Here is a 22,493-nt window from a genome sequence, read left to right as displayed (position 1 = left end):
CTCAGGCGTCCTTCCGGAGCCCGCCGAACGCCAGCTGCACCACCGCGTCGGCCACCTCGCGCTCGCTCATGCCCCGCCCGCCCGGCTTGTACCACTCGACGATCGAGTTGATCATCCCGAAGACCAGCCGGGTCACCAGCCGGACCTCTATGTCGCCGCGCACATCCCCGTCCGCCGCCGCGGCCTTCAGCAGGTCGGCGACCCGGTGGTCGAAGTCGCGGCGGCGCTCCAGGGCCCACCGCTCGGTGTCGGTGTTGCCGCGCACGCGCAGCAGGAGGGTCACATAGGGCAGTTCGGCTATGAGCACCTCGACCATGCGCCGGACGACGTACTCCAGGCGCTCGGCGGCACGCCCCACGCGCGCGTGCTCCTCGTCGAGGATCCCGAAGAGGCCGTCCAGGGCCCGGCTCACGGCCCGGCGCAGCAGCTCCTCCTTGCCGGTGACGTGGTGGTAGATGGACGACTTGGAGATGCCGGCCGCCTTGGAGAGGTGCTCCATGGAGGTGCCGTCGTAGCCGCGCTCGTTGAACACCCGGACGGCGACGGACAGCAGCGTGTCCGGGGTGTAGGTGTCGCGTTTGGCGGTGGTCATGAGGCGGTGCCCTCCCGCTTGTCGGAGGCGTGCGCGTGGCGGTACAGCGCGAGGGACGGCGCGTAGCGCCCCGAGGGGTCGCGCAGGTGCAGGTCGTCCAGGAGGGCGTAGGCCCAGGAGCGGCCGAGCCGGCGGCTCCACTCGAAGGGGCCCAGGGGGTAGTTGACGCCGAGGCGCATCGCGGTGTCGACGTCCTCCTCGGTGGCGACGCCCTTGGCGACGGCGTCATGCGCCAGGTCGATGATCCGCGCGACCGTACGGGCGACGATCATGCCGGGCACGTCGCCGATGACGCTGACCTTCTTGCCGAGCGCCTGGAAGAGCCCGGTGGCCTCGGCGAGGGTCTGCGGGGCGGTGTCCTGGGAGGCGGACAGGGCGATCCGGGTCGCCTTGCGGTAGTCCAGGGCGAGGTCGAAGTAGACGACGTCCCGGAACTCCACGGAGGTCTGCCCGTCGGCGAGGACGAGCTGGCCGCCGCTCGGCAGCACCAGGCGGGTGCCGTTGTCCTCGTCCTCCTCGCGGACCGGGATGCCCGCCTCGCGGATCAGCGCGAGCAGGTCGCCGGCCGGGGCGAGATCGCCCTCGGCGACGACGTACGCGGGCGGCTGCTGCCTCTCGGCCGTGTCCGGCTCGGGGCGCTCGGCGCCGTCCCGGTGGTCGTACCAGCCCTGGCCCGTCTTGCGGCCCAGCCGGCCGGACTCGACCAGGCGCCGCTGGGCGAGGGACGGCGTGAAGCGCACGTCCTGGAAGAAGGACTGCCAGACCGACCGGGTGACGGACTCGTTGACGTCCTGGCCGATCAGGTCGGTCAGCTCGAACGCGCCCATCCGGAAGCCGCCCGACTCGCGCAGCACGGCGTCGATGGTGGCCGGGTCGGCGCCCTGCGCCTCGTACACCGCGAAGGCCTCGGCGTAGAAGGGCCGGGCGATGCGGTTGACGATGAAGCCGGGGGTGTCCGCGCAGGCGACCGGTGCCTTGCCCCAGGCGCGGGCGGTCTCGTACGCGCGCGTGGCGTACGTGACGTCGGTGGCGAACCCGGAGACGACCTCGACCAGCGGCAGCAGCGGCGCCGGGTTGAAGAAGTGCAGGCCGACGAAGCGGCCGGGGACACGCAGGGCGCCGCCGATGGCGGTGACGGACAGCGACGAGGTGTTGGTGGCGAGCAGGCAGTCGTCGGTGACGATGTCCTCCAGCTCGCGGAACAGCTCCTGCTTGACGTCCAGCCGCTCCAGGACCGCCTCGACGACCAGGGCGCAGTCGGCCAGCTCGGAGAGGTTCCCGGCGGGCAGCAGCCGGGCCCGGGCGGCGTCCCGGTCGGCGGCGGTGAGCCGCTCCTTCTCGACGAGCCGGTCCAGGCGGCCGCCGATCGCGTCGGCCGCCTCCCGGGCCCGCCCGGGGGCGGTGTCGTACAGCCGTACGGGATGGCCCGCGACCAGCGCGACCTGGGCGATTCCCTGGCCCATGGTGCCGGTGCCGACGACGGCCACGGGGCTGCTGAGGTCGAGTGCTGTCATGTGCGCGATCCTCCCGCACGGGGTTTTCCACAGATGCGGCGGACCCCCTTGAACCGACCGATCGTTCGGTTACTCTAGCTCTGTCCGAGTGTTCCTGCCCAGGTTTCTGCCCAGGTCATGAACTCGACGAGGAGTTCTTGAGACGAGGAGTTGGTCACCCATGACCGCCGCACTCTCGGCGCACGAGCTGATCGCCCGGCACCGGTCCACCCTCGACCAGGCGCTGGAAGCGATCCGCACGCGCGCGTACTGGTCCCCGCACCCCGAGCACCCCAAGGCCTACGGGGAGAACGGCAGCCTGGACGCGGCCGCGGGCAAGGCCGCCTTCGACGCCCTGCTCGGCACCCGCCTCGACCTCGGCCAGCCGGGCACGGACGACTGGGTGGGCGGCGAGACCTCCCCGTACGGCATCGACCTGGGCGTGACGTACCCGCACGCGGACCTCGACGTGCTGCTGCCCGCCATGAAGGCCGGGCAGCGGGCCTGGCGGGATGCGGGCGCGGAGCAGCGCGCGGTGGTCTGCCTGGAGATCCTCAAGCGGATCAACGACCGGACGCACGAGTTCGCGCACGCGGTCATGCACACCTCCGGCCAGGCGTTCATGATGGCGTTCCAGGCGGGCGGCCCGCACGCGCAGGACCGCGGCCTGGAGGCGGTGGCGTACGCGTACGTGGAGCAGGTGCGCACGCCGGACAACGCCGAGTGGACCAAGCCGCAGGGCAAGCGCGACCCGCTGGCCATGAGCAAGCAGTTCACGCCGGTCCCGCGCGGCATCGGCCTGGTGATCGGCTGCAACACCTTCCCGACCTGGAACGGCTATCCGGGCCTGTTCGCCTCCCTGGCCACGGGCAACGCGGTCCTGGTCAAGCCCCACCCGCGCGCGGTGCTGCCGCTCGCGCTCACCGTGCAGGTCGCCCGCGAGGTGCTCGCCGAGACCGGCTTCGACCCGAACCTGGTGGCGCTGGCCGCCGAGCGCCCCGGCGAGGGCATCGCCAAGACGCTCGCCCTGCGCCCCGAGATCCGGATCATCGACTACACGGGCTCGACCACGTTCGGCGACTGGCTGGAGGCCAACGCCCGCCAGGCGCAGGTCTACACGGAGAAGGCCGGCGTCAACACCGTCGTCGTCCACTCCACGTCCGACTACAAGGGCATGCTCTCCAACCTGGCGTTCTCGCTGTCCCTGTACAGCGGCCAGATGTGCACGACCCCGCAGAACCTGCTCGTCCCCCGGGAGGGCATCTCCACGGACCAGGGACCCAGGTCGTACGACGAGGTCGTCGCGGATCTCGCCAAGGCGGTGGACGGCCTGCTCGGCGACGACGCCCGGGCGAACGCGCTGCTCGGGGCGATCGTCAACCCGGACGTGAAGGCGCGGCTGGAGAAGGCGGCCGGGCTGGGCGAAGTCGCCCTGGCGTCCCGGGAGATCACCAACCCGGACTTCCCGGGGGCGGTCGTCCGTACGCCGGTCATCGTGAAGCTGGACGGGGCCAAGCCGGACGCGGAGGCCGCGTACATGAGCGAGTGCTTCGGGCCGGTGTCGTTCGCCGTCGCCGTGGACTCGGCTTCGGACGCGGTGGAGTTGCTGCGGCGCACCGTCCGGGAGAAGGGCGCGATGACCGTCGGGGCGTACACGACCGACCCGGAGGTCGAGCAGGACGTGCGGGAAGCCTGTCTGGAGGAGGCGGCGCAGTTGTCGCTGAATCTGACGGGCGGGGTGTATGTGAACCAGACGGCCGCGTTCTCCGACTTCCATGGCTCGGGGGGTAATCCGGCGGCCAGTGCGGCGCTGTGCGACGGTGCGTTCGTCGCCAACCGGTTCCGGGTGGTCGAGGTGCGGCGGGAGGCGTAGGAGGGCCCCGTGCCCCGCGTCGAATCCAACCGAGCGACGGCAGGCCCCTCTGTGCACCATGCTGGCGTCGGGGAGTGTCGTCCAGCTGGGCCTCCCTGGAGGGTGATCGTCTCGCTCACCGGTTCGGGAAAGTCCGGGGGACCGGCCGTGCAGGCGGCTGAGGCGTCCCACACGAGCGATGCCGAGTAGGCGGTCGTACTAGATGCGGTGCCGGCCCCGGAGCCGACGGCCGGTACCCGCGACGCGCGGTCGGTGAGGGGAGCAGCGTCGGTGCCTGCCGCGACCAGGGGCTTCGACGGTGGAAGAAAGCCAACGGCCGCAAGCGGCACAGCGTGATGGCTCCTCTCCGACCGCTGTTGGCCGTGACGGTGACTACGGCTACACCGGACGACGACACCGGCGATTTCACCGCGCACCTCGGCTGCGGTGATCCGGTAGCCGATGAGCTTGGCCATAAGCCGCCCCCTCCCCGGGGGGCATCCTGAACAGCCCCGGCCGTTGCCCGCCAGCCAGCCCCGAGCGGTCAATGCACCGCGTCATGCGAGGACACCTTTACTCAGCCATCACCTGCGTCGCGATTCTTACCTTGGATTCCAGGTCAGCTCTTACCTTGGCCATGGCCGCAACGTTGGCAGCGAGGGCTTGCTTCTCATAGGCATAGTCCACCGCATACCAGACGCCCACCACATTCTCCTTGTGCCGACATGCCGCGTCCGCTGTAGCCACCTTCAGTTCGTGCGCCGTAGGCTTCAAAGACTTCTGCCACTCTGGATCACTTATGGCAGCCAAAGGATCCTTGTAATTGAGGCCCTTGTTCTTCATGCACAGCGACCACTTAACGAATACAGATCTGGTCCTCTCATCCTGACGGGCCGCATACATGGTCTCGAGGTTGATATTGACTGCGATTTGCGGATCAAGCAGTTCGCCGTCCACAGTTCCCGTCACCCTCTCGGTCGCCGCTCCGATACAGCCATGATTCGGTACAGTACGGCCACGGATGACCTGGCCGCCAGGACCGAAACTCTGTCTGGGGTCGGACGTACCACGCTCGGCAACCCTCTGCTTCGCTGTTACCTTCGGAATAGAATCTGCGGCACCGGATTGACTTACGGGTACACCTCCCTCCGGATGGTAACCCCACTTGGCCATCAACGCGGAGTTCTGGTGCCCATAGTGGCCACTTACCCGAGTGGTGGGAGCATCGCTGTCCCGCCGCTCCTGGGGCGTCGGAATTTTGTACTCGAACCCGAAGCGCGCCATGCAGTCGGAGACAAGCCTCGCATACGCTTTGGTGATGATTGACTGCTGCTCTGGATTGACCAGGTATTTATCGAGGGGCAGCGGCCTGTCGTTGGCGGAATCAATTCTTGGTGGGGCAAAAACGAGCGCCGGCACCTTCACGCTTGGCTGTTTTTCCGCCCTGTCGTCTGACTCGGGATCCTCTCGGTCCGCACCCGTGCAACCAGCCAGCAGGAGTGGAAGGGCGATCAAGACGGCGGCTGTGCGATACGAGCGGCTGGACACTTGCATGATCTCTTTCGCGGATCGTAACCGAGTGCAGGATGAGTAGTGGCACATCGCATCAAGGGATCCCTGGCCGCCAGTACGGATGGCCAGGGATCGCCGTGGAACTACCAAACGGTTAGGGCTGTCCGTACCTACCCGATGCATTGTCGTTCTTCATCGGCTCAGGGATGTCGACCGCGTTGTTGGGCCCGATTTGCATACAGGCGACAGAGCAGTCGTAGCCGCTATTGAAAAACAGAGAGAAGTAGCGCCCGTTTGCACGGTTGTCCACCGCAGCCACGTTGTTCTTCACCGAAACGCCGGCACCGGAGCTTCCATTCCTGCCGGCCGAGAAGTAGTAGCCCGAGTAGTTTGGAATGTTGGAACTCTGCTTGAAGACAGCTCCGAACCCCGACGAACTGGAGTTGTAGTAGAGACACACCTGACCCGGATCGCATTCTGCGGCAGGGTACGTGAACGCTGATGCGCTGCCCGCTGTCGCCATCACAGCAGTCAGGGCCACTGAACCCATGACAAGGGTTCTCTTAAGGCGCATTCCATACTTCCCTTCGACTTTAGTCGGCCAGAGATGCCGTCTCTGGGTAATCGTACCGACCAAGATCCAGGCTTGGGAAGCCCCACCCTCGATTTGCGTCCGGCAATACAAAAAGCGACGATCAAGGGTGCCGGATAACAAGCGAGCACATTATGCCCTTTTATGCAACTTGAGTGCAACATTGCTGCATTCGCCGCGCGCAGTTGCCAAGTCTGCGTTCAAACAATGGTCATGCTGGTCAGGGCACTGTGTCACCCGGCAATGACGAGGTTGTGCAGGCGGGCGATGCCGAGTATGGCGTGGTGGACGTCGTCGCCTTTCAGCCGGCAGTCGCGGAGGATCTTCCAGTCTTCATGCGGGCGAAGGCGTGCTCGACGCGAGCGCGGACTTTGCGGTGGGAGGCGTTGTGTTCCTCCTTGCGCCGGGCAGCTCCCACGCCTTGCAGTCGTTGCGATTGTCGGTGACTGGTCGGTCGACCGCGACGACGAGCGGGGGTCGGCGTCGATGACGACCTGGTGGTTGGTGGAATACCGGTAGTTCTTCGACTGCTCGGTGACGGTGTGATCGCGGGTCGGACGAGGGTGCCGTCCACGATCAGCCTGGTGTCCTTGCGGAACCTTTTGCGCTGCTGGAGCGCGAGCGCGGGCCCAAGGTGGTCGATGATGCGGTAGGCGGCCGACTCGGACGCCCCAAAGAGCGGCACGAGTTGGCGCAGGGTCAGGTTCGTCCGCCAGTACGCGGCGACCAGGAGCACGCGGTCCTCCAGCGGCAGGCTCCAGGGACGGCCCTTGCGCCCCGGGTCCGCACCCTCGCGCCGCAGAGCGGTGATCAGCTTGCCGAACTGGCGCGGGCTCAGCCCGGTGAACGGGGCTATCCAGGAGGGCTCCGACGCCGTGATCACAACAGACACGGAAAGATCATCTCATCCGTGACCAGCAGTTACCACGTATCCCGGCCGCAGCCACGGCGAGACTCCACAGCCAGCACCAGCCGACCATCCGGCGCCCTCGGCAACGGCACCCCGTCAGGCCGTACAGAGCCCCGTGACCACGACAGTATTCAGGCGCGAGCGCGAGATCAACGATCATGGGCTTCAGCCCTTCGCTGTCGTGGGTGTTGGCGGCCGAGACACCGACGAGGAGGGGCAGTCCGTTCGCGTCCCTCAGGACGCACCAGAGCTCCAGTGGTACAGGGTCATGGCCACGCTGGTCGCGAGGTTGTAGCTGCTGACCTGGGGGCGCATCGGGAGCGCCAGCAAGTGGTCGGCACGGGCGCGCAGTTCGGGTGACAGGCCCGTGCGTTCCGAGCCGAAGGCGAGGACGGCGTCGTCCGGGAGCTTGATGCCCCGGATGTCGTCGCCCTCCGGGTCGAGGGCGAACAGCGGGCCGGGCGGCAGGTCGGTCACGTCCAGGCGCTCCACCGCGGTCGCGAAGTGCAGGCCCGCACCGCCGCGGACCACCGTCGGATGCCAGGGGTCGACCGTCCCGGTCGTCACCACGCCGGTCGCCCCGAAGCCGGCGGCCAGGCGGATCACCGCGCCCGCGTTGCCCAGGTTGCGCGGGTTGTCCAGGACAACGACCGGGGCCGTGCGCGGCGTGTGCGCCAGCTTCGCCAGGTTGGACGCCCGGGACGGGCGTACCGCCAGGGCGGCCACCGCGGTGGGGTGCGGGCGGGGCACGAGCGACGTGTACGTCTCGTGCGGGACCTCCGCCAGCAGCGCGGCCAGGGTGTCCCGGACGTCGGGCGCCAGCTCGTCGGCGAGGGCGAGCGCGGCGGTCCGGTCCGCGGTGACCGCCACGGGCACCTCGGCGCGGAACCGCAGCGCGTGCTTGAGGGCGTGGAAGCCGTCGAGCAGGACGGTGTCGCCGGCGAGCCGGTGCCAGGCGGTCACGGGGTCGGTCATGTCCCGAAGCCTACGTGCGTGGTCTCGGGGCTCTCGTGGGCCCGCTGCTCGGGGACCGGGCTCCGCCGCCGGGCGCGGCTCAGGAGGCGGTCACGCGCGCGTGCCGCCCAGCCGCCCAGGCGGCGCAGGAAGGTCGTCGGCAGGAACACCGCGTCCGCCGCGATCATCGCCAGCGAGAAGAACGGCAGGCCGAGCACGACGGCGATCACCGCGTGCTCGGTGATCATCACCGCCAGCAGGACGTTCTTCACCCGCCGGTTGAACAAGGTGAACGGGAAGGCGACCTGCACCAGGACGGTCCCGTAGGTCACGAGCATCACCAGCGTGCCGCTGGCGGACAGCAGGCCGGCGAGCGCGGGCCAGGGCGAGAAGTACTCCAGGTGGAGCGGGTAGTAGACCGCGGTGCCGTCCTGCCAGCGGGACCCCTGGATCTTGTACCAGCCGGCCGTCGCGTAGATCAGGCACGCCTCGGCCATGATCACGAGCAGGGCGCCGTTGTGCACGACGTTGGCGACGACGTCGAGCAGGATCCGCGGCTCAGCGGACCGGGCGCGGCGCCCGACCAGCCACCACAGGGCCTGCGCCGCCCACACCGTCCACAGCAGCGCCGGTATCAGCCAGTCGCCCTCCAACCGGCCGGCCAGGGTCACCGCGACCAGGACGAACCCGAGCACGCCCCACAGGACCGGCCCGGTCCGGTCCGTGACCCGCTCGCCACGCGCGCGTGCCGCCCGGGCCCGCGAGGCCCGCCGGGCGTCCAGCGACCACACCTGGGCGCAGCGCGTGAACACCAGGTAGATCGACATCAGGTGCAGCACGTTGTCGCCGCCGTCGCCCATGAAGACGCTGCGGTTCTGGAGCGACAGCACGCCGACCATGAACAGCACCGACATGGTGCGGGTGCGCCAGCCCAGCATCAGCAGGGCACTGGCCAGGACCGCGAGCGCGTAGACGATCTCGAACCAGATGCGGCCGTCCGACCACATCAGCGTGGTGAACGCCCCGTTCGTCCGGATCAGCTGCTCGGCGAGATCCCAGCTCCACGGGCCGTCGGGGCCGTAGAGCTCATGGCGGTGGGGCAGCTCGCGCAGCAGGAACAGCAGCCAGGTCGCGCTGAAGCCGATGCGGACGACGGCGGTCTGGTAGGGGCCGAGGGCGGCCTCGGTGACCCGGGCGATACCGCGCGAGACGGCCAGGGAGCAGCGGTTCACCGCACGCCTCCCGCGGCCTCGTCCCGCGGCACCTTCCACCACGGCAGCTCGCGGTAGGACGGTGTCGTGGAGACCTTCTCCCGGCTCCACTCGGGCGCGGGCACGTTGCTCGTACGGGAGCGGACCTGGACGCGCTCGATCACACCGCCGCCCCCGGTCGTGGCCCGCACCGCGTCATCGCGGTCCAGGCGCAGCACCGCGATCCGGCGCAGATACGACTCGGAGAGCGAGCCGCGCAGGCCCACCGGGCGGTTCTCGCCGTCGTGCGTCGCCACGAAGAAGTCCCAGGCGCGGCGCAGCTCGTTCTGCTGGGTGTGGCTGGGCAGCAGGTTGCCGTCGATGGCCCGGCCGTCCTCGGCGGACAGGTCGTACCAGCCGGTGGTCAGCGTCATGCCGTCCCGCCCCCGGACCTGGGCGCGGACCTGGATCGAGATGTTCTGCTGGAGCGGGTTCGGCGCGAAGAGCTTCCAGTTCTGCTCGAACTCCGGATAGATCCAGTCGTCGACGGCCTTCCCGTGCTCCTTGGTGACCGTATTCGCAGGCGCGACATGCAGGAACGTCATCCCCAGATGCGCGCAGACCCCCACCGCGACGACCGCGAGCGCCACGGCGACGACGATCCGGTAACGGAGGGAGAGCGCGGCGACGCCGGTACGGGGGCCTGCGTCCGGACCAGACTCCAGGGGCGGGCCGGGCTCGGCAGGTGAACCGGGCTCGGCAGGCTGACCAGGCTTGGCAGGCTGACCGGGCTCGGCAGGCGTGCCCGGCCCGTGCCGGGCGTTCGGGCCCTCGTCGTACGCGTTCATTCCGCCCCGTTCCCGATCACGGTCCTCGTTCCGTCCGCCCGGCCGCGGAGGGCGTCGTACCGCCCGCGCACCGCCGCGCGCGCCGGCACCGGCACGGTACTCAGGCCGCCCACCCCGGCACAGCCCCTGTCCGCCGGCCCGGGCCGTGGCCGTCACCACACCGCGAGAGCCGACCGTACGGCGCCCGCGACCGCCCGGGAGCGCGGCCCCCCTGGTCCACAGGGGACCCCCGCAGGTTATCCACAGGGCACCCCGGCGGGTGGCCCGCAGGAGTGACACCCTACGGCGCCCGCCCGTACGCCCATTCCCTTCTTCTAGAACCTGTTCTATCTTGACGCACCGTCAGCTCAGCGGGACCGGCCGGGAGGACAGGCACCGTGGACTTCACCTTCACCGAGGAGCAGCAGGCGGCGGCCGAGGCGGCGAAGGGCGTGTTCGCCGGGGTCGCCCCGGACGCCGTACCCAGCCCGGCCCTCACCCCCGGCGCCGTCGCCGAGTCCTACGACCGCGCCCTGTGGGCCAGACTCGCCGACGCGGACCTGCTGAGCCTGCTGCTCGACGCCGAGTACGGCGGGGCCGGCCTGGACGCCATCGCGCTGTGCCTGGTGCTGCGGGAGTCGGCCCGGGTGCTGGCCAGGGTGCCGCTGCTGGAGAGCAGCGCGGCAGCGGCGGCCGTCCAGGCCTACGGCGGAGGCGCGGCGAAGGCCGCCCTGCTCGCCGGGGCCGGCCGGGGCGAGACCGTGCTGACCGTCGCCGCGCACGGCCGCACCGGCCACGACCCGGCCGAGCTCGCCGTGACCGCACGGCGGGACGGCGCGGCCTGGGTGCTGGACGGCGTGCAGACGGCGGTGCCGTGGGCCTACGACGCGGACGTCACGGTCGTCCCCGCGCACACCGGGACCGGCCGGACCGTGCTGGCCCTGGTCCCGCGCGGGCACCAGGGCGCCGTCCTCGCCGAGCAGTTCTCCACCAGCGGCGAGCGGCTCGGCGAACTGCGGCTGGACTCGGCGCGGCTCGCCGCCCGGGACGTGATCGACGCCGAGGGCGCCTGGGAGTGGCTGCGGGACCTGCTGGCCACCGGGACGTGCGCGCTGGCGCTCGGGCTCGGGGAGCGCGTGCTGCGGATGACCGGTGAGTACACGAGCAAGCGGGAGCAGTTCGGCTTCCCGATCGCGACCTTCCAGGCCGTCGCCGTGCAGGCCGCCGACCGGTACATCGACCTGCGCGCGATGGAGGCCACGCTGTGGCAGGCGGCGTGGCGGATCGCCTCGGGGGCACCGGGCGCGCTGCCCGCCGCCGGTGACGTCGCCGTCGCCAAGATCTGGGCGGCGGAGGGCGTGCGCCGGGTCGTGCAGACCGCGCAGCATCTGCACGGCGGGTTCGGCGCCGACGTCGACTACCCGCTGCACCGCTATCACGCCTGGGCCAAGCACCTGGAGCTGTCGCTCGGCCCGGCCGCGGCGCACGAGGACGCCCTGGGCGACCTGCTGGCCGCCCACCCACTGGCCTGACCGCCCGACGCGTGCGCTGGGCGCTGGGCACTGGCCTCAGCCGTCAGGCGTCAGGCGTCAGGCGTCAGGCGTCAGGCGCTAAAGGACGAACCCCGGCTTCCCGTCGTCCGTCACGACGGGACGGCCCGCCGCCGCCCACACCTGCATGCCGCCGTCGACGTTCACCGCGTCGATGCCCTGCTGGGCCAGGTACATCGTGACCTGGGCGGACCGGCCGCCGGAGCGGCAGATCACGTGCACCCGGCCGTCCTGCGGGGCGGCCTCGGTCAGCTCGCCGTACCGGGCGACGAACTCGCTGATCGGGATGTGCAGCGCCCCTTCGGCGTGACCCGCCTGCCACTCGTCGTCCTCCCGGACGTCCAGCAGGAAGTCGCCGTCCTTGAGGTCCGCGACCTCGACCGTGGGCACACCAGCTCCAAAACTCATGTGTCCGACGCTACCCGAACCGCCCGGTGGGACGGCCGGGGCGCGGCTCAGCCCTCGCCGAGCAGCGCGACCAGCTCCCGCTCGCGCTCGGCGAGCTGGGTGAGCAGCCCCTGCCCGATCTCGTCCAGGAGACGGTCCGGGTCGTCCGGGGCCAGCTGGAGCATGTGGCCTATGGCGCTCTCCTCCAGCTCCCGGGCGAGCAGGGCGAGCAGCTCCTTGCGCTGGGCGAGCCATTCGAGGCGGGCGTACAGCTCCTCGGCGCGGCTGGGGCCCCGCTTCAGCTCGGGTCCCTTGGCCCACTCCTCGGCGAGTTCGCGCAGCTCGGCCTCGTCGCCGCGGGCGTAGGCGGCGTTGACGCGGGTGATGAACTCCTCGCGCCGCTCGCGCTCCTTCTCCTCCTGTGCCAGGTCCGGGTGGGCCTTGCGGGCCAGGTCGCGGTAGAGCTTGCGGGCCTCCTCGCTGGGGCGGACCCGCTGCGGGGGCCGGACCGCCTGGTCCGTGAGCATGGCCACGGCCTCCGGGAAGAGGCCGCTGTCGTCCATCCAGCCGTGCAGCAGCTCCTCGACGCCGGGGATCGGCGCGAGCCGGGCCCTGGCCTCCTCCGCCCGGCGCCGGTCCTCGGGGTCGCCGCTGCGGGCGGCCCTGGCCTCCAGGATCCGGGCGTCCAGCTCCTCCAGCCGGGCGTACAGCGGGCCGAGCTTCTGCTCGTGCAGCCGGGAGAAGTTCTCGACCTCGACGCGGAAGGTCTCCACCGCGATCTCGTACTCGATCAACGCCTGCTCGGCGGCCCGCACGGCCCGCTCCAGCCGCGCCTCGGGCCGGGCGGCGTCGCCACCGTCCTGCTCAGCTTCGGGGGTCGTCACCCGACCAGCGTAGGCCACGGGCCGACCGCGTCCGCGCCCCTGCCCTTCTGGGGACCCGGCCCTCTTGCACCCCTTGCGGCCCGAGATGGGACGTTGCCCACCCCGGTATCGCGGTCACACCCCCATCTCCGCCGCGACCTTCCCGGCCCGCACCCCCGCCACCAACTCGGCGTGATCCGCCTCCGTCCGATCCGCATAGGCCACGGCGAACGCCGCCATCGCCTCGTCCAGTTCCTCGCTCTTGCCGCAGTACCCGGCGACGAGGCGGGGATCGGCGCTGTGGGAGTGGGCCCGGGCCAGGAGGGCGCCGGTCATCCGGCCGTAGTCGTCTATCTGGTCGGCGGCCAGGGCGGCCGGATCGACGCTGCCCTTGCGGTTGCGGAACTGGCGGACCTGGAAGGGGCGCCCGTCGACCGTCGTCCAGCCCAGCAGGCTGTCGCTGACGACCTGCATCCGCTTCTGGCCGAGCACGACCCGCCGGCCCTCGTGGCCGGTCTCCGGCACTTCGAAACCGGCGGTCAGCAGATGCGGCACCAGCGCCGAGGCCCGCGCCTCCTTGACCTGGAGCACCAGCGGCTCACCCCGGTGGTCCAGGAGCAGCACGACGTAGGACCGGCTGCCGACGCTGCCGGTGCCGACGACGCGGAACGCCACGTCGTGCACCGCGTGCCGGGCGAGGAGGGGCAGGCGGTCCTCGGGCAGTGTGCCGACGTACTCCTCCAGGGACGTCGCCACCACCGCGGCCTCCTCGTCCGGGACGCGCCGCAGCACCGGCGGGGCGTCGACGAAGCGCCGCCCGCCGCCCTCGACGGCCTCGGTCGACTTGGCCGCGAAGCGACCGCTGGTGTTGTGGCGGGCCTTCTCGGAGACCCGCTCCAGCGTGCCGAGCAGGTCATGGGCGTCCGTGTGGGAGACGAGTTCCTCGTCCGCGATGGCGTTCCACGCGTCCAGCACCGGAAGTCTGGCCAGCAGCCGCATGGTGCGACGGTAGGCGCCCACCGCGTCGTAGGCCGCCTTGCGGCACCGGTCCTCGTCGGCTCCCGCCTCCCGGCCCGCGAGCACCAGGGAGGCCGCGAGACGCTTGAGGTCCCACTCCCAGGGGCCGTGCACCGTTTCGTCGAAGTCGTTCAGGTCGATGACCAGGCCGCCGCGGGCGTCGCCGTAGAGGCCGAAATTGGCCGCATGGGCGTCGCCGCAGATCTGGGCCCGGATCCGGGTCATGGGCGTGCGCGCCAGGTCGTACGCCATGAGTCCGGCGGCGCCGCGCAGGAACGTGAAGGGGGTGGCGGCCATGCGGCCGACCCGTATCGGCGTGAGCTCGGGCAGGCGGCCGCGGCCCGACTCCTCGACGGCGCTCACCGCGTCGGGCCGGGTCGCGTCCAGGTCGAGCGTGGCGTGCGCGCTGCGCGGGACGCGTCGGCGCAGGGCCTTGCCCTCGTCCTTGGGCGAGCCCTCGGCCGGCCACTCGGCGAAGCCGCGCACCCGGGGCAGCCGACGCGTCGCCCCGCCCCCGGCCGCCGCCTCGCCATCGGCCGTGGTCCCGCCCCCGGCCGTCGTCCCGGCCCCGTCCTCAGCCCTGGTCATACCGACCGCCTCCCCCGCACGCGCACGAACATCAACTCGTGCCGACCGTACAGCCGACGGCCGAAACGCGTCAGACCCTGTGGACAACTCCACAGCTGTGGACAACCCGTGCCAGGTCAACGGCTACACCCCGGGAAACCCGCCCCTCACGTCCCCGACGAAGCCTGCGCCGGCACGGCCGCCCCCTGCTCCACCCGTCCCTGGGCCAGCACCCGTTCGGCCCGGCCCACCGAGATGTCGAGACGGGCCAGCACCGCGGGGACGGCGATGCTCGGCAGGAAGTGCTCGAACATCACGACGACACGGCGCTCCAGATCGCGCCGCTGGCAGCGCAGCTGGGACAGCAGCTGCACACCCGAGAAGCTGCCCACCAGCAGTTCCGCCGTCTCCGCCACGTCGACATGCGGCAGCAGTTCGCCCTGTGCCTGCGCGTCGGCCAGCCGCTGCACGTTCTGGTCGAACCACATGCGGAAGGCCGGTGTGCGGTCGAGGTCCATGGCCCCCTGGTCGAGGGCGAGCCCGACACTGGCCCGCACCAGCGGCTCGGACCGCAGCCGGCGGGCCAGCACCAGGCCGGAGTCGACGAGTTCCTGGAGCTTGCTGGACTGGGGCGGGAGCGTGATCGCGAGCTGCTCCTCGAACACCCCGACCGCCAGCTCCTCCTTGGAGCCGAAGTGGAAGTACAGCGCGCCCTTGGTGACGCCGGCCCGGTCCAGGATCTCCCCGATGGTCGCCGAGGTGTAGCCGCGTTCGTCGAAGACGGCCGCCGCCGCCTCCAGGATGGTCCGCCGGGTGCGGATCGCGCGCTCCTGTCGCGCCATCGGGTGCCTCCTGATCTCCGTCGATCCCTGTGAAGTCGCTGTGCGGCGAGGGCGCGAGGGCCTGTTCCGGCGGCTTGGCTCACCCTTTGAAAAAAACCGGCTCGTCCGTATCTTAGTCAGACGCCGACCGCAGCGAGGCAGCCGATCCTGGGGGTTCTCATGCCGCAGACGGGACCTTTAAGCGCACTCACGGACGATCAGACCGGACGAGAGGGCCGTCCGGCAAACAGAACCGTTGCGACCGTCGAGAACACGCCACAGACGGCCGTCACCACGCACGCCGCGCCGCCCGCCGCCGCCACCGCCGAGGTCGCCTCAGCGGCCACCGCCGAAGATCCCGCCGCCACCACGGCCGAAGACCCCACAGCCGGACACCCTGCCCCGGACACCCCCGTCACCAAGGAACTCGCCCACCGCACCACCGAGACGGACGTCTTCCCCACCCGGTGGCGCAGAGTCTCCGACACCCGCTTCCGCCTCACCGCGCACTGGCCGGCCGCCCACCGCTTCTTCGGCCCCGTGGACGACCGCCACCAGGACCCGATGGTCGTGGGCGAAACGTTGCGGCAGGCCTCGATGGTGCTCGCGCACGCCGAGTTCGGCGCCCCGGCCGACACCCACTTCGTCATGTGGGACCTGACGGTCTCCGTGGACCCGTCCGCGCTCCTGCTGTCGGACGCCGCCGAACCCGTCGAGGTCGACGTCGTGTGCTCCGAGATCCGCCGCCGCGGTCGCGGCCTGGCGAGCATGCGCACCACCATGGAGTTCCGCCGCGCGGGACGCTTCGTGGCCCGCGGCACGGGCAGCACCGGCTGCACCTCGCCGCCCGCCTACCGCCGCCTGCGCGGACGGCAGTTGGACGCCATGGACACGCCCGTGCCGCTGCTGCCCGGCATCGCGCCGGAACTCGCCGGCCGCTCCCGCGCCGAGGACGTCGTCCTCGCCCCCGCCGACCGCCCCGGCGTCTGGCTGCTGCGCGTGGACACCGGCCACCCGGTCCTCTTCCCGCGGCCCAACGACCACGTCCCCGGCATGGTCCTGTTCGAGGCGGCCCGCCAGGCCGCGACCGCCGCGTCCGGTCAACACCCCTTCCTGCCCCGCACGATGACGGCCTCCTTCAACCGGTACGCCGAGCTGCACAGCCCGTGCCGGCTGGAGACGGAGCTGCTCGACGAGGACCCGGAGGAGGTGACCGTGCGCGTGTCGGGGCGGCAGGACGGCGAGGCCGTCTTCACCGCCACGCTGACCTCCGCGCGGACGGCGCCGGTACGGTCCCTGTCGTGACCGTCACCCTTCTGATCACGGGCGCCGGCGGCTTCATCGGCCACCACGCGGCCGCCGCGGCCCGCCGCCGGCCCGGCGTCCGGGTGCGGACGCTGTCCCGGCGGGCCATGCCCGGACCCGAGGCCGTCCACGGCGACCTGTCCGACCCGCCCTCCCTGCGCGGCGCCTGCGCGGGCGCCGACGTGCTGGTGCACTGCGCCACGCGGATCGACGGCGACCCCGAGGCCGTGGAGGCCGTCAACGACCGGGGCACACGGGCCCTGGTCGAGGAGGCCGTGCGCGCCGGCGTGCGCCGGATCGTGTACGTGAGCACGGCCGCCGTCCACGGCCGGGGCCCCTTCCGCGGCGTACGCCCCGGCGAGGTGCCGATCGCGCCCGCCTCGGTCACCAGCCGCACCCGGGCCGCGGCCGAACAGCACGTCCTGGACGCGGGCGGCCTGGTGCTGCGGCCGCACCTCGTGTACGGCGAGGGCGACCGCTGGGTCGTCCCCGGACTGGTCTGGCTGCTGCGGGAGTTGTCGGCGACCGTGACCGGCTGCACGGCGCTCCAGTCGATGATCGACGTCGGCACCCTGGGCCGTGCGGTCGTGGCCGCGGCGCTGTCCCCGGCGCACGGCGGCGGAGTGCACCACGTGAGCCATCCCGAGCCGGTGGCGGTTCCGGAGCTGCTCGGGGCCGTGCGCGAGCACCTGGGGAACCCCGGCGGCGGTGCGGCGGTGGACGTCGCCACCGCCCTGGACCGGGCCGCCGGGTCGCCGCTCGCCCTCCATCACCTCGGCATGCTCACCGTCGACCACTGGTTCGTGGACGACGCCTTCTGGAAGGACCTCGACTGCTCCCCCGGCGAGGGCTTCGCGGCCGAGTTCAGGCGCGCGGCACCCTGGTACCGCTCGTTCCTGCGCGACCGGACAGCTTCCTGATCGCCTCCGCCTCCTCCGGCCGCGGGCCCTGGTCCGGGCCCTGGTGCGGGCCGTGCAGCAGTACGGGCAACAACTCGTGCCCCGTCGAGATGATCGACCGCAGCCGCTTCGGCGGACGGGCCGGATCGGCCAGGGCCAGCCGCGGGAAACGGTCGAACAGGGAGGTCAGGGCCACCGTCGCCTCGGCCATGGCCAGGGGCCGGCCCAGGCAGTGGTGCACGCCGTGGCCGAAGGAGACGTGGTCGCGGCTGGTGGCGCGGGTGACGTCGAACCGGTCGGCGTCCGGGCCGTGCCGCTCGGGGTCGCGTCCGGCACCGGCGAAGGAGACCACGACCGGGTCGCCCTTGGGGATCGTGAGACCCGGCTCGATCTCGATGTCCTCGACGGCGTAGCGCAGGCCCGACATGGCGCCCGGCGCCTCGTAGCGCAGCGACTCCTCGATGGCGTCTTCCCAGGACACCCGCCCGGAGCGGACGAGGTCGAGCTGGTCGGGGTGGGCGAGCAGGCTGTGCACGGTGTTGTCGATGAGGTTGACGGTCGTCTCGAATCCCGCCGTGAGCAGCAGGATCAGGTTGTCCATCAACTCCTGTTCGCTGAGGCTTCCTTCGTCGCGCGCGGCGATGAGGGCGGTCGTCAGGTCGTCGGCCGGGTGCTCGCGCTTGTCCTGGAGGAACGCGGTCAGCGTGGCGTAGAGCTCGACGGCGTTGGCCTGGGCGTCCTCCAGGGAGATCGCCGTGTCGAAGAAGCCGTTGATGATGCGGTAGAGCGCGCCCCGCGGACCGTCCTCGCCGTGCGGTACGCCGAAGAGCTCGCACACCACCTCGTGCGGCACCGGCGCCGCGAACGCCGCGCGAAGATCGACGACTTCGCCCTCCGGGACCCGCTCCAGGTCGTCCAGCGCGCGGTCGACGATCTCCTGGACGCGCAGCAGCAGCGCGTCGACGCGGCGCTTGGTGAAGGCGGCGGCCATCGGCTTGCGCAGCCGGCTGTGGTCGGTGCCGTAGGCGGTGACCATGTTGCGCACCGAGACCCAGATGGCGAGCGGCCAGGTGCGGGAGATGTCCCCGTTGATCCAGGCCGGCCAGTGCTGGTAGGCGTCCTTGCTCGTCTCGGGGCCGGCCAGGAGCCGCTTGTTCAGCTCCAGGCCGTTGATCCACCACGCCCTTACGCCGCCGGGGAGTTCCACCTCCACGGCCGGGCCCTGGGCGCGGATCCGAGCTATCTCGTCGTAGAGGTCCTGGCCGGACGGGTCGATCGCCAGGAAGGGGCAGGCCTGCTGTGCCATGACTCATCGCTCCTTGGTCCAGAGGCTGGGACACCATGGTGCGATCTGGCCAGGGAAAAAACTTGGCATCCGGTTTGTTTTGGCCACCGCTTCACACAGTGTCAGCCAATGGAGGGGGAGCCGGGGGCCCGCTACCGCAGCGCGAGCCCCGCCGGACTCGCCTCCTCCAGGTCTCCGCCCACGGCCGTGCCCGCCTCGAAGTCCGCGACCTCCGGCCCGGTCCCGGCCGGGTCCAGGGCGTCGGCCAGGTGCGGCGCCGCCAGGCACGGCAGGAGCAGCCGCCACAGGTCGGTCAGCGAGGGCCGCGCGAGCCAGCCGTGGTCCTCCCGGGACAGCACCTCGATGCCGGTCGTGGCGGCGAGGACGACGGCGCTGGTGCGGTGCGGCGGCGCGCCGGCCGCGAGTTCGCCCCGCCGCTCGGCCTCGGCCAGCAGCTCGTGCACGCACTCCCGCCACTCCCGGCGCAGGTCGCGCACCCGCCCGGCGACCGCCTCGGCGTTGAGCCGTAACCCCGCCCGCACCACGACGTCGCCGCACAGCAGCCGGGCGACCTGGTGGGTGACGTCGACGAGGCGTTGCAGGGCGCACCCCTCGCCGCCCCGGCCCCGGGCCGCGACCCGGCGCAGGGCACGGGCGGCGGCGTGCTCGACGGCCTCGGCCACGGCGGCCTTGTTCGCGAAGTGGAAGTGCAGCGCGCCGGAGCTGACACCGGCTCCCGCGCTGATCTCCGCGAGGCTGGCCCGGACGTACCCCCGCGCCTCGAACTGCTCGGCCGCCGACCGGATCAGCGCGAGGCGGGTCCGGACGGCCCGGTCCTGTTTCGTCACCCGTGGCTCCCCTGGGGCTCTGCTGGCGACGCAATGAAACCAACTCGCTGGTTTTTCCACAACGCGCCGCCACACCGCCAGGCCTACCCCCGCAGGTAGGCGAGCACGGCCAGCACCCGGCGGTGGGTGTCGTCCGCCGGTGGCAGGTCCAGCTTGGTGAGGATGCCGGAGACGTGCTTGCCCACGGCCGCCTCGGAGACGACCAGTTCGCGGGCGATCGCGCTGTTCGACCGGCCCTGTGCGATCAGCGCCAGCACCTCCCGCTCGCGCGGGGTGAGCCGCTCCAGCGGGTCGCGGCGGCGGCGCAGCAACTGCCGTACGACCTCGGGGTCGACGACCGTGCCGCCGCCCGCCACCTCGCCGAGCGCCGTCACGAACTCCTCGACCTGGCCGACGCGGTCCTTGAGCAGATAGCCGATGCCCGTGCCGTCGCCGGAGTCCAGCAGCTCGGCGGCGTACCGGCGCTGCACGTACTGGCTGAGGACCAGGACGGGCAGCGTGGGCCGGTCCCGGCGCAGCCGCACGGCCGCGTGCAGGCCCTCGTCCTGGAAGCCGGGCGGCATCCGCACGTCCGTCACGACCACGTCGGGCCCGTGTTCCCCGACGGCGGCGACCAGCGCCTCGGCGTCCCCCACGGCCGCGACGACCTCGTGCCCGCAGCGTTCGAGCAGCCCGACGAGCCCGTCCCGCAGGAGCACGCTGTCCTCGGCCAGGACGACCCGCAGCGGCCGGTCAACTCGCAGGCTCACAAGGGATCTCCACACGCAGCAGGGTCGGTCCGCCGGGCGGGCTGGACAGGGAGAGTCTGCCATCGAGCACCGACACCCGGTCGGCGAGTCCGGTCAGCCCGCTGCCCTCCCCGGCCCGGGCACCGCCGCACCCGTCGTCGCGTATCCGCAGGACCAGCCGCCCGTCGCGGTGCCCGCCGCTCACCTCCGCCCGGCGCGCCCCGCTGTGCCGGCCCACGTTGGCGAGCGCCTCGCACACCACGAAGTACGCGGCGGCCTCGACCGCCTGGGGAAGCCGCCCGGGCAGCTCCAGGTCGACGTCCACGGGCACGGCCGAGCGGTCGGCGGCGTCGGCCACGGCGGCTTCGAGGCCGTAGTCGGCGAGGACCTTGGGGTGGATGCCCTGGATGAGTTCGCGCAGTTCCGCGAGGGCGGCGCCCGCCTCCTGGTGCGCCTTGGCGAGCTGGTCGGCGAGCGGACCGGGCGGGGCGTCCAGCCGGGCCAGGCCGAGCGTCATCGTCAGGGCGACGAGCCGCTGCTGCGCCCCGTCGTGCAGATCGCGCTCGATCCGCCGCCGCTCCGCCTCGAAGGCGTCCACCAACCGCACCCGGGACCGGCTCAGTTCGACCACCCTGGCCCCCAGGTCGGCCTCGCGCGGGGCGACCAGCAGCCGGGCCAGCCCGGCCCGGGCCCCGGCCGCGACGCCCAGCAGATAGGCGCCCAGGGCGAGCAGGACCAGCCCCAGGACGGCCCACCCGGCGGCGGCCGGCCAGGTGGAGACCAGCCACACCTTGAGCACCTTCGCCTCGCCGAAGACGGCCAGGAGCACCGGAGTCGCCACCACGGAGAGCGGTCCCAGCAGGAAGACGGCGAACGCGAGGGCGTCGACCGGCCACAACAGCCCCGCGAACAGCAGGGCGTGGCCGAACTCCCGCCAGGTGGCGCGCTCCCGCAGCCGGGCCGCCAGCCACGGACGCAGCCCCGGCTCCCCGGGCGGCTCGTGCGGGTCGGACGCCCGCTCCGCGTCGACCAGCCGCAGCCGCAGCCGCTCCACCGCCGCCACCGGAATCCCCGCCAGAGCCGTCCCGAGCAGCAGGGGCAGCCCCACCAGCGCGAGCGCGAGCACCCCGCTGGCCGCCGCCGACGCCACGATCGCCACCAGCACGACGGCGCCGAACACCGCGCCGCTGAGCAGGTAACCGGCCGACCGCCAGGGCCACGCCGACAGCAGGTAGTGGGGCCGGGACATGGCCTGCCACACGTTCCGAGGGTGCATGGGGATCACCGTAGGAGCCCTCCGCAGCCGCGGCCATGGGTCCAGAGGGAGGTCCCGGGGTAGGCCTGGCCCTACCCCAGGTCTAGGCCCTGCCGCACTGCGCCGGCCCGCCCCCACCCGGTTTCGTGGAAGCGACACCGACCCCAGGGGGAACCCATGACACCCGACGCCGTCCGGCTGGACTCGGTCACCAGGACCTACGGCCCCGTGACCGCACTCCACGACGTCTCACTCGCGTTCCCCCAGGGGACGTTCACCGCCGTCATGGGCCCCTCCGGCTCCGGCAAGTCGACCCTGCTCCAGTGCGCCGCCGGCCTGGACCGGCCCACCTCCGGGTCGGTCACCGTGGGCGGCACCGAACTGACCGGCCTGAGCGAGCGGCGGCTGACCCTGCTGCGCCGCGAGCGCGTCGGGTTCGTCTTCCAGGCGTTCAACCTGCTGCCCGCGCTGACCGCCGAGCAGAACGTGGCCCTGCCCCTGCGCCTGGCCGGCCGCCGCGTCCCGAAGGCCCGGGTGCGCCAGGCCCTCGCCCAGGTCGGCCTCGCCGAACGGGCCCGGCACCGACCCGGGGAGCTGTCCGGCGAGCAGCAGCAACGCGTCGCCCTGGCCCGGGCGTTGATCACCCGCCCCGACGTGCTGTTCGGCGACGAGCCGACCGGCGCCCTGGACACCCGGACCGGCCGCGAGGTGCTGGGGCTGCTGCGGGGCATGGTCGACCGCGAGGGCCAGACGGTCGTGATGGTCACGCACGACCCGGTCGCCGCCGCGTACGCCGACCGCGTGCTCTTCCTCGTCGACGGGCGGGTGAACGGGGAGTTGACCGGCGCCGGCGCCGACACCATCGCCGCGCGCATGACCCGCCTGGAGGCCGTGCCGTGCTGAGAGTCACCCTGCGCACCCTGCGCACCCGCGGGACCGCCCTGACCGGCAGCCTCGTCGCCATCGCCGCGCGCATGACCCGCCTGGAGGCCGTGCCGTGCTGAGCGTCACCCTGCGCACCCTGCGCACCCGCTGGACCGCCGTGA

At 72.0% G+C, this 22,493-nt stretch carries 20 protein-coding genes and 1 pseudogene; 5 read left to right on the top strand and 16 right to left on the bottom strand.

Annotated features, from left to right (window positions below; genetic code table 11):
* Position 1: 1 nt before the first annotated feature.
* Together IE255_RS26650 and IE255_RS26645 are read right to left on the bottom strand one after the other, a co-directional pair.
* Positions 2-592 carry a TetR/AcrR family transcriptional regulator gene (locus IE255_RS26650; protein WP_031118146.1) on the bottom strand — a complete coding sequence of 197 codons (591 nt, stop codon included), beginning with the start codon at positions 590-592 and terminating at the stop codon, positions 2-4.
* Entirely contained in the window at positions 589-2,106 is a 1,518-nt protein-coding gene (locus IE255_RS26645) for a 3-hydroxyacyl-CoA dehydrogenase (protein WP_190052895.1), read from the bottom strand. Before IE255_RS26645 ends, IE255_RS26650 begins: the two co-directional genes overlap by 4 nt.
* 160 nt (positions 2,107-2,266) lie before the next feature.
* Between IE255_RS26645 and paaN the strand changes: the two genes are divergently transcribed.
* On the top strand, positions 2,267-3,958 hold the full coding sequence (gene paaN, locus IE255_RS26640) for a phenylacetic acid degradation protein PaaN (RefSeq protein ID WP_190052894.1): 1,692 nt from the start codon (positions 2,267-2,269) through the stop codon (positions 3,956-3,958).
* A 552-nt stretch (positions 3,959-4,510) separates the two neighbouring features.
* Here paaN and IE255_RS26635 read toward each other — a convergent pair.
* The 6 genes and pseudogenes from IE255_RS26635 to IE255_RS26610 all read right to left on the bottom strand — a co-directional run bounded on the left by IE255_RS26635 (position 4,511) and on the right by IE255_RS26610 (position 9,943).
* Positions 4,511-5,485, bottom strand: coding sequence for a hypothetical protein (locus tag IE255_RS26635; protein ID WP_190052893.1), 975 nt, complete (start codon positions 5,483-5,485; stop codon positions 4,511-4,513).
* Positions 5,486-5,603: 118 nt separating this feature from the next.
* Positions 5,604-5,999, bottom strand: coding sequence for a hypothetical protein (locus IE255_RS26630; RefSeq protein ID WP_229906598.1), 396 nt, complete (start codon positions 5,997-5,999; stop codon positions 5,604-5,606).
* Positions 6,000-6,274: 275 nt separating this feature from the next.
* Positions 6,275-6,933, bottom strand: a pseudogene (locus IE255_RS26625) (transposase family protein).
* Positions 6,934-7,185: 252 nt separating this feature from the next.
* The gene (locus tag IE255_RS26620) at positions 7,186-7,926 is read right to left on the bottom strand and encodes a TrmH family RNA methyltransferase (protein ID WP_190052892.1); all 741 of its coding nucleotides are present in this window, start codon (positions 7,924-7,926) and stop codon (positions 7,186-7,188) included.
* Complete coding sequence (locus tag IE255_RS26615) at positions 7,923-9,137, bottom strand: HTTM domain-containing protein (RefSeq protein ID WP_190052891.1); 1,215 nt, start codon at positions 9,135-9,137, stop codon at positions 7,923-7,925. Before IE255_RS26615 ends, IE255_RS26620 begins: the two co-directional genes overlap by 4 nt.
* Complete coding sequence (locus tag IE255_RS26610) at positions 9,134-9,943, bottom strand: DUF5819 family protein (RefSeq protein WP_190052890.1); 810 nt, start codon at positions 9,941-9,943, stop codon at positions 9,134-9,136. Before IE255_RS26610 ends, IE255_RS26615 begins: the two co-directional genes overlap by 4 nt.
* Before the next feature lie 377 nt (positions 9,944-10,320).
* On the opposite strand from IE255_RS26610, the gene IE255_RS26605 reads away from it, so the two are divergent.
* Positions 10,321-11,454, top strand: coding sequence for an acyl-CoA dehydrogenase family protein (locus IE255_RS26605; protein ID WP_190052889.1), 1,134 nt, complete (start codon positions 10,321-10,323; stop codon positions 11,452-11,454).
* 78 nt (positions 11,455-11,532) lie between these two features.
* Here IE255_RS26605 and IE255_RS26600 read toward each other — a convergent pair whose 3' ends face one another.
* The 4 genes from IE255_RS26600 to IE255_RS26585 form a co-directional block, all read right to left on the bottom strand.
* Positions 11,533-11,862: a rhodanese-like domain-containing protein gene (locus IE255_RS26600; RefSeq protein ID WP_190052975.1), complete on the bottom strand. Its 330-nt coding sequence runs from the start codon at positions 11,860-11,862 to the stop codon at positions 11,533-11,535.
* A 65-nt stretch (positions 11,863-11,927) separates the two neighbouring features.
* A complete protein-coding gene (locus IE255_RS26595) occupies positions 11,928-12,743 on the bottom strand; it encodes a hypothetical protein (protein WP_190052888.1) in 816 nt (271 codons plus the stop codon).
* A gap of 114 nt (positions 12,744-12,857) precedes the next feature.
* A complete protein-coding gene (locus tag IE255_RS26590) occupies positions 12,858-14,327 on the bottom strand; it encodes a DUF2252 domain-containing protein (RefSeq protein WP_229906597.1) in 1,470 nt (489 codons plus the stop codon).
* A 146-nt stretch (positions 14,328-14,473) separates the two neighbouring features.
* Positions 14,474-15,148, bottom strand: coding sequence for a ScbR family autoregulator-binding transcription factor (locus IE255_RS26585; protein ID WP_190052887.1), 675 nt, complete (start codon positions 15,146-15,148; stop codon positions 14,474-14,476).
* A gap of 159 nt (positions 15,149-15,307) precedes the next feature.
* On the opposite strand from IE255_RS26585, the gene IE255_RS26580 reads away from it, so the two are divergent.
* Together IE255_RS26580 and IE255_RS26575 are read left to right on the top strand one after the other, a co-directional pair.
* On the top strand, positions 15,308-16,432 hold the full coding sequence (locus IE255_RS26580; RefSeq protein WP_190052886.1) for a ScbA/BarX family gamma-butyrolactone biosynthesis protein: 1,125 nt from the start codon (positions 15,308-15,310) through the stop codon (positions 16,430-16,432).
* Positions 16,429-17,352, top strand: coding sequence for an NAD-dependent epimerase/dehydratase family protein (locus IE255_RS26575; protein WP_190052885.1), 924 nt, complete (start codon positions 16,429-16,431; stop codon positions 17,350-17,352). Before IE255_RS26580 ends, IE255_RS26575 begins: the two co-directional genes overlap by 4 nt.
* Here the strand turns inward: IE255_RS26575 and IE255_RS26570 are convergent.
* The 4 genes from IE255_RS26570 to IE255_RS26555 all read right to left on the bottom strand — a co-directional run bounded on the left by IE255_RS26570 (position 17,297) and on the right by IE255_RS26555 (position 21,468).
* Positions 17,297-18,637: a cytochrome P450 family protein gene (locus IE255_RS26570; protein ID WP_190052884.1), complete on the bottom strand. Its 1,341-nt coding sequence runs from the start codon at positions 18,635-18,637 to the stop codon at positions 17,297-17,299. The genes IE255_RS26575 and IE255_RS26570 overlap by 56 nt on opposite strands.
* A 131-nt stretch (positions 18,638-18,768) precedes the next feature.
* A complete protein-coding gene (locus IE255_RS26565) occupies positions 18,769-19,464 on the bottom strand; it encodes a ScbR family autoregulator-binding transcription factor (RefSeq protein ID WP_190052883.1) in 696 nt (231 codons plus the stop codon).
* 83 nt (positions 19,465-19,547) lie between these two features.
* Positions 19,548-20,207: a response regulator transcription factor gene (locus IE255_RS26560; RefSeq protein ID WP_190052972.1), complete on the bottom strand. Its 660-nt coding sequence runs from the start codon at positions 20,205-20,207 to the stop codon at positions 19,548-19,550.
* Positions 20,197-21,468 (bottom strand): sensor histidine kinase, encoded by a 1,272-nt coding sequence (locus tag IE255_RS26555; protein ID WP_229906596.1) that lies wholly within the window; start codon positions 21,466-21,468, stop codon positions 20,197-20,199. Before IE255_RS26555 ends, IE255_RS26560 begins: the two co-directional genes overlap by 11 nt.
* A gap of 156 nt (positions 21,469-21,624) precedes the next feature.
* Between IE255_RS26555 and IE255_RS26550 the strand changes: the two genes are divergently transcribed.
* Positions 21,625-22,350, top strand: coding sequence for an ABC transporter ATP-binding protein (locus IE255_RS26550; protein ID WP_190052882.1), 726 nt, complete (start codon positions 21,625-21,627; stop codon positions 22,348-22,350).
* Positions 22,351-22,493 lie beyond the last annotated feature (143 nt).

The organism is Streptomyces lomondensis (genome assembly GCF_014651035.1).
GTDB lineage: Bacteria > Actinomycetota > Actinomycetes > Streptomycetales > Streptomycetaceae > Streptomyces > Streptomyces lomondensis.
This window is presented reverse-complemented; position numbering and strand designations above follow the sequence as displayed.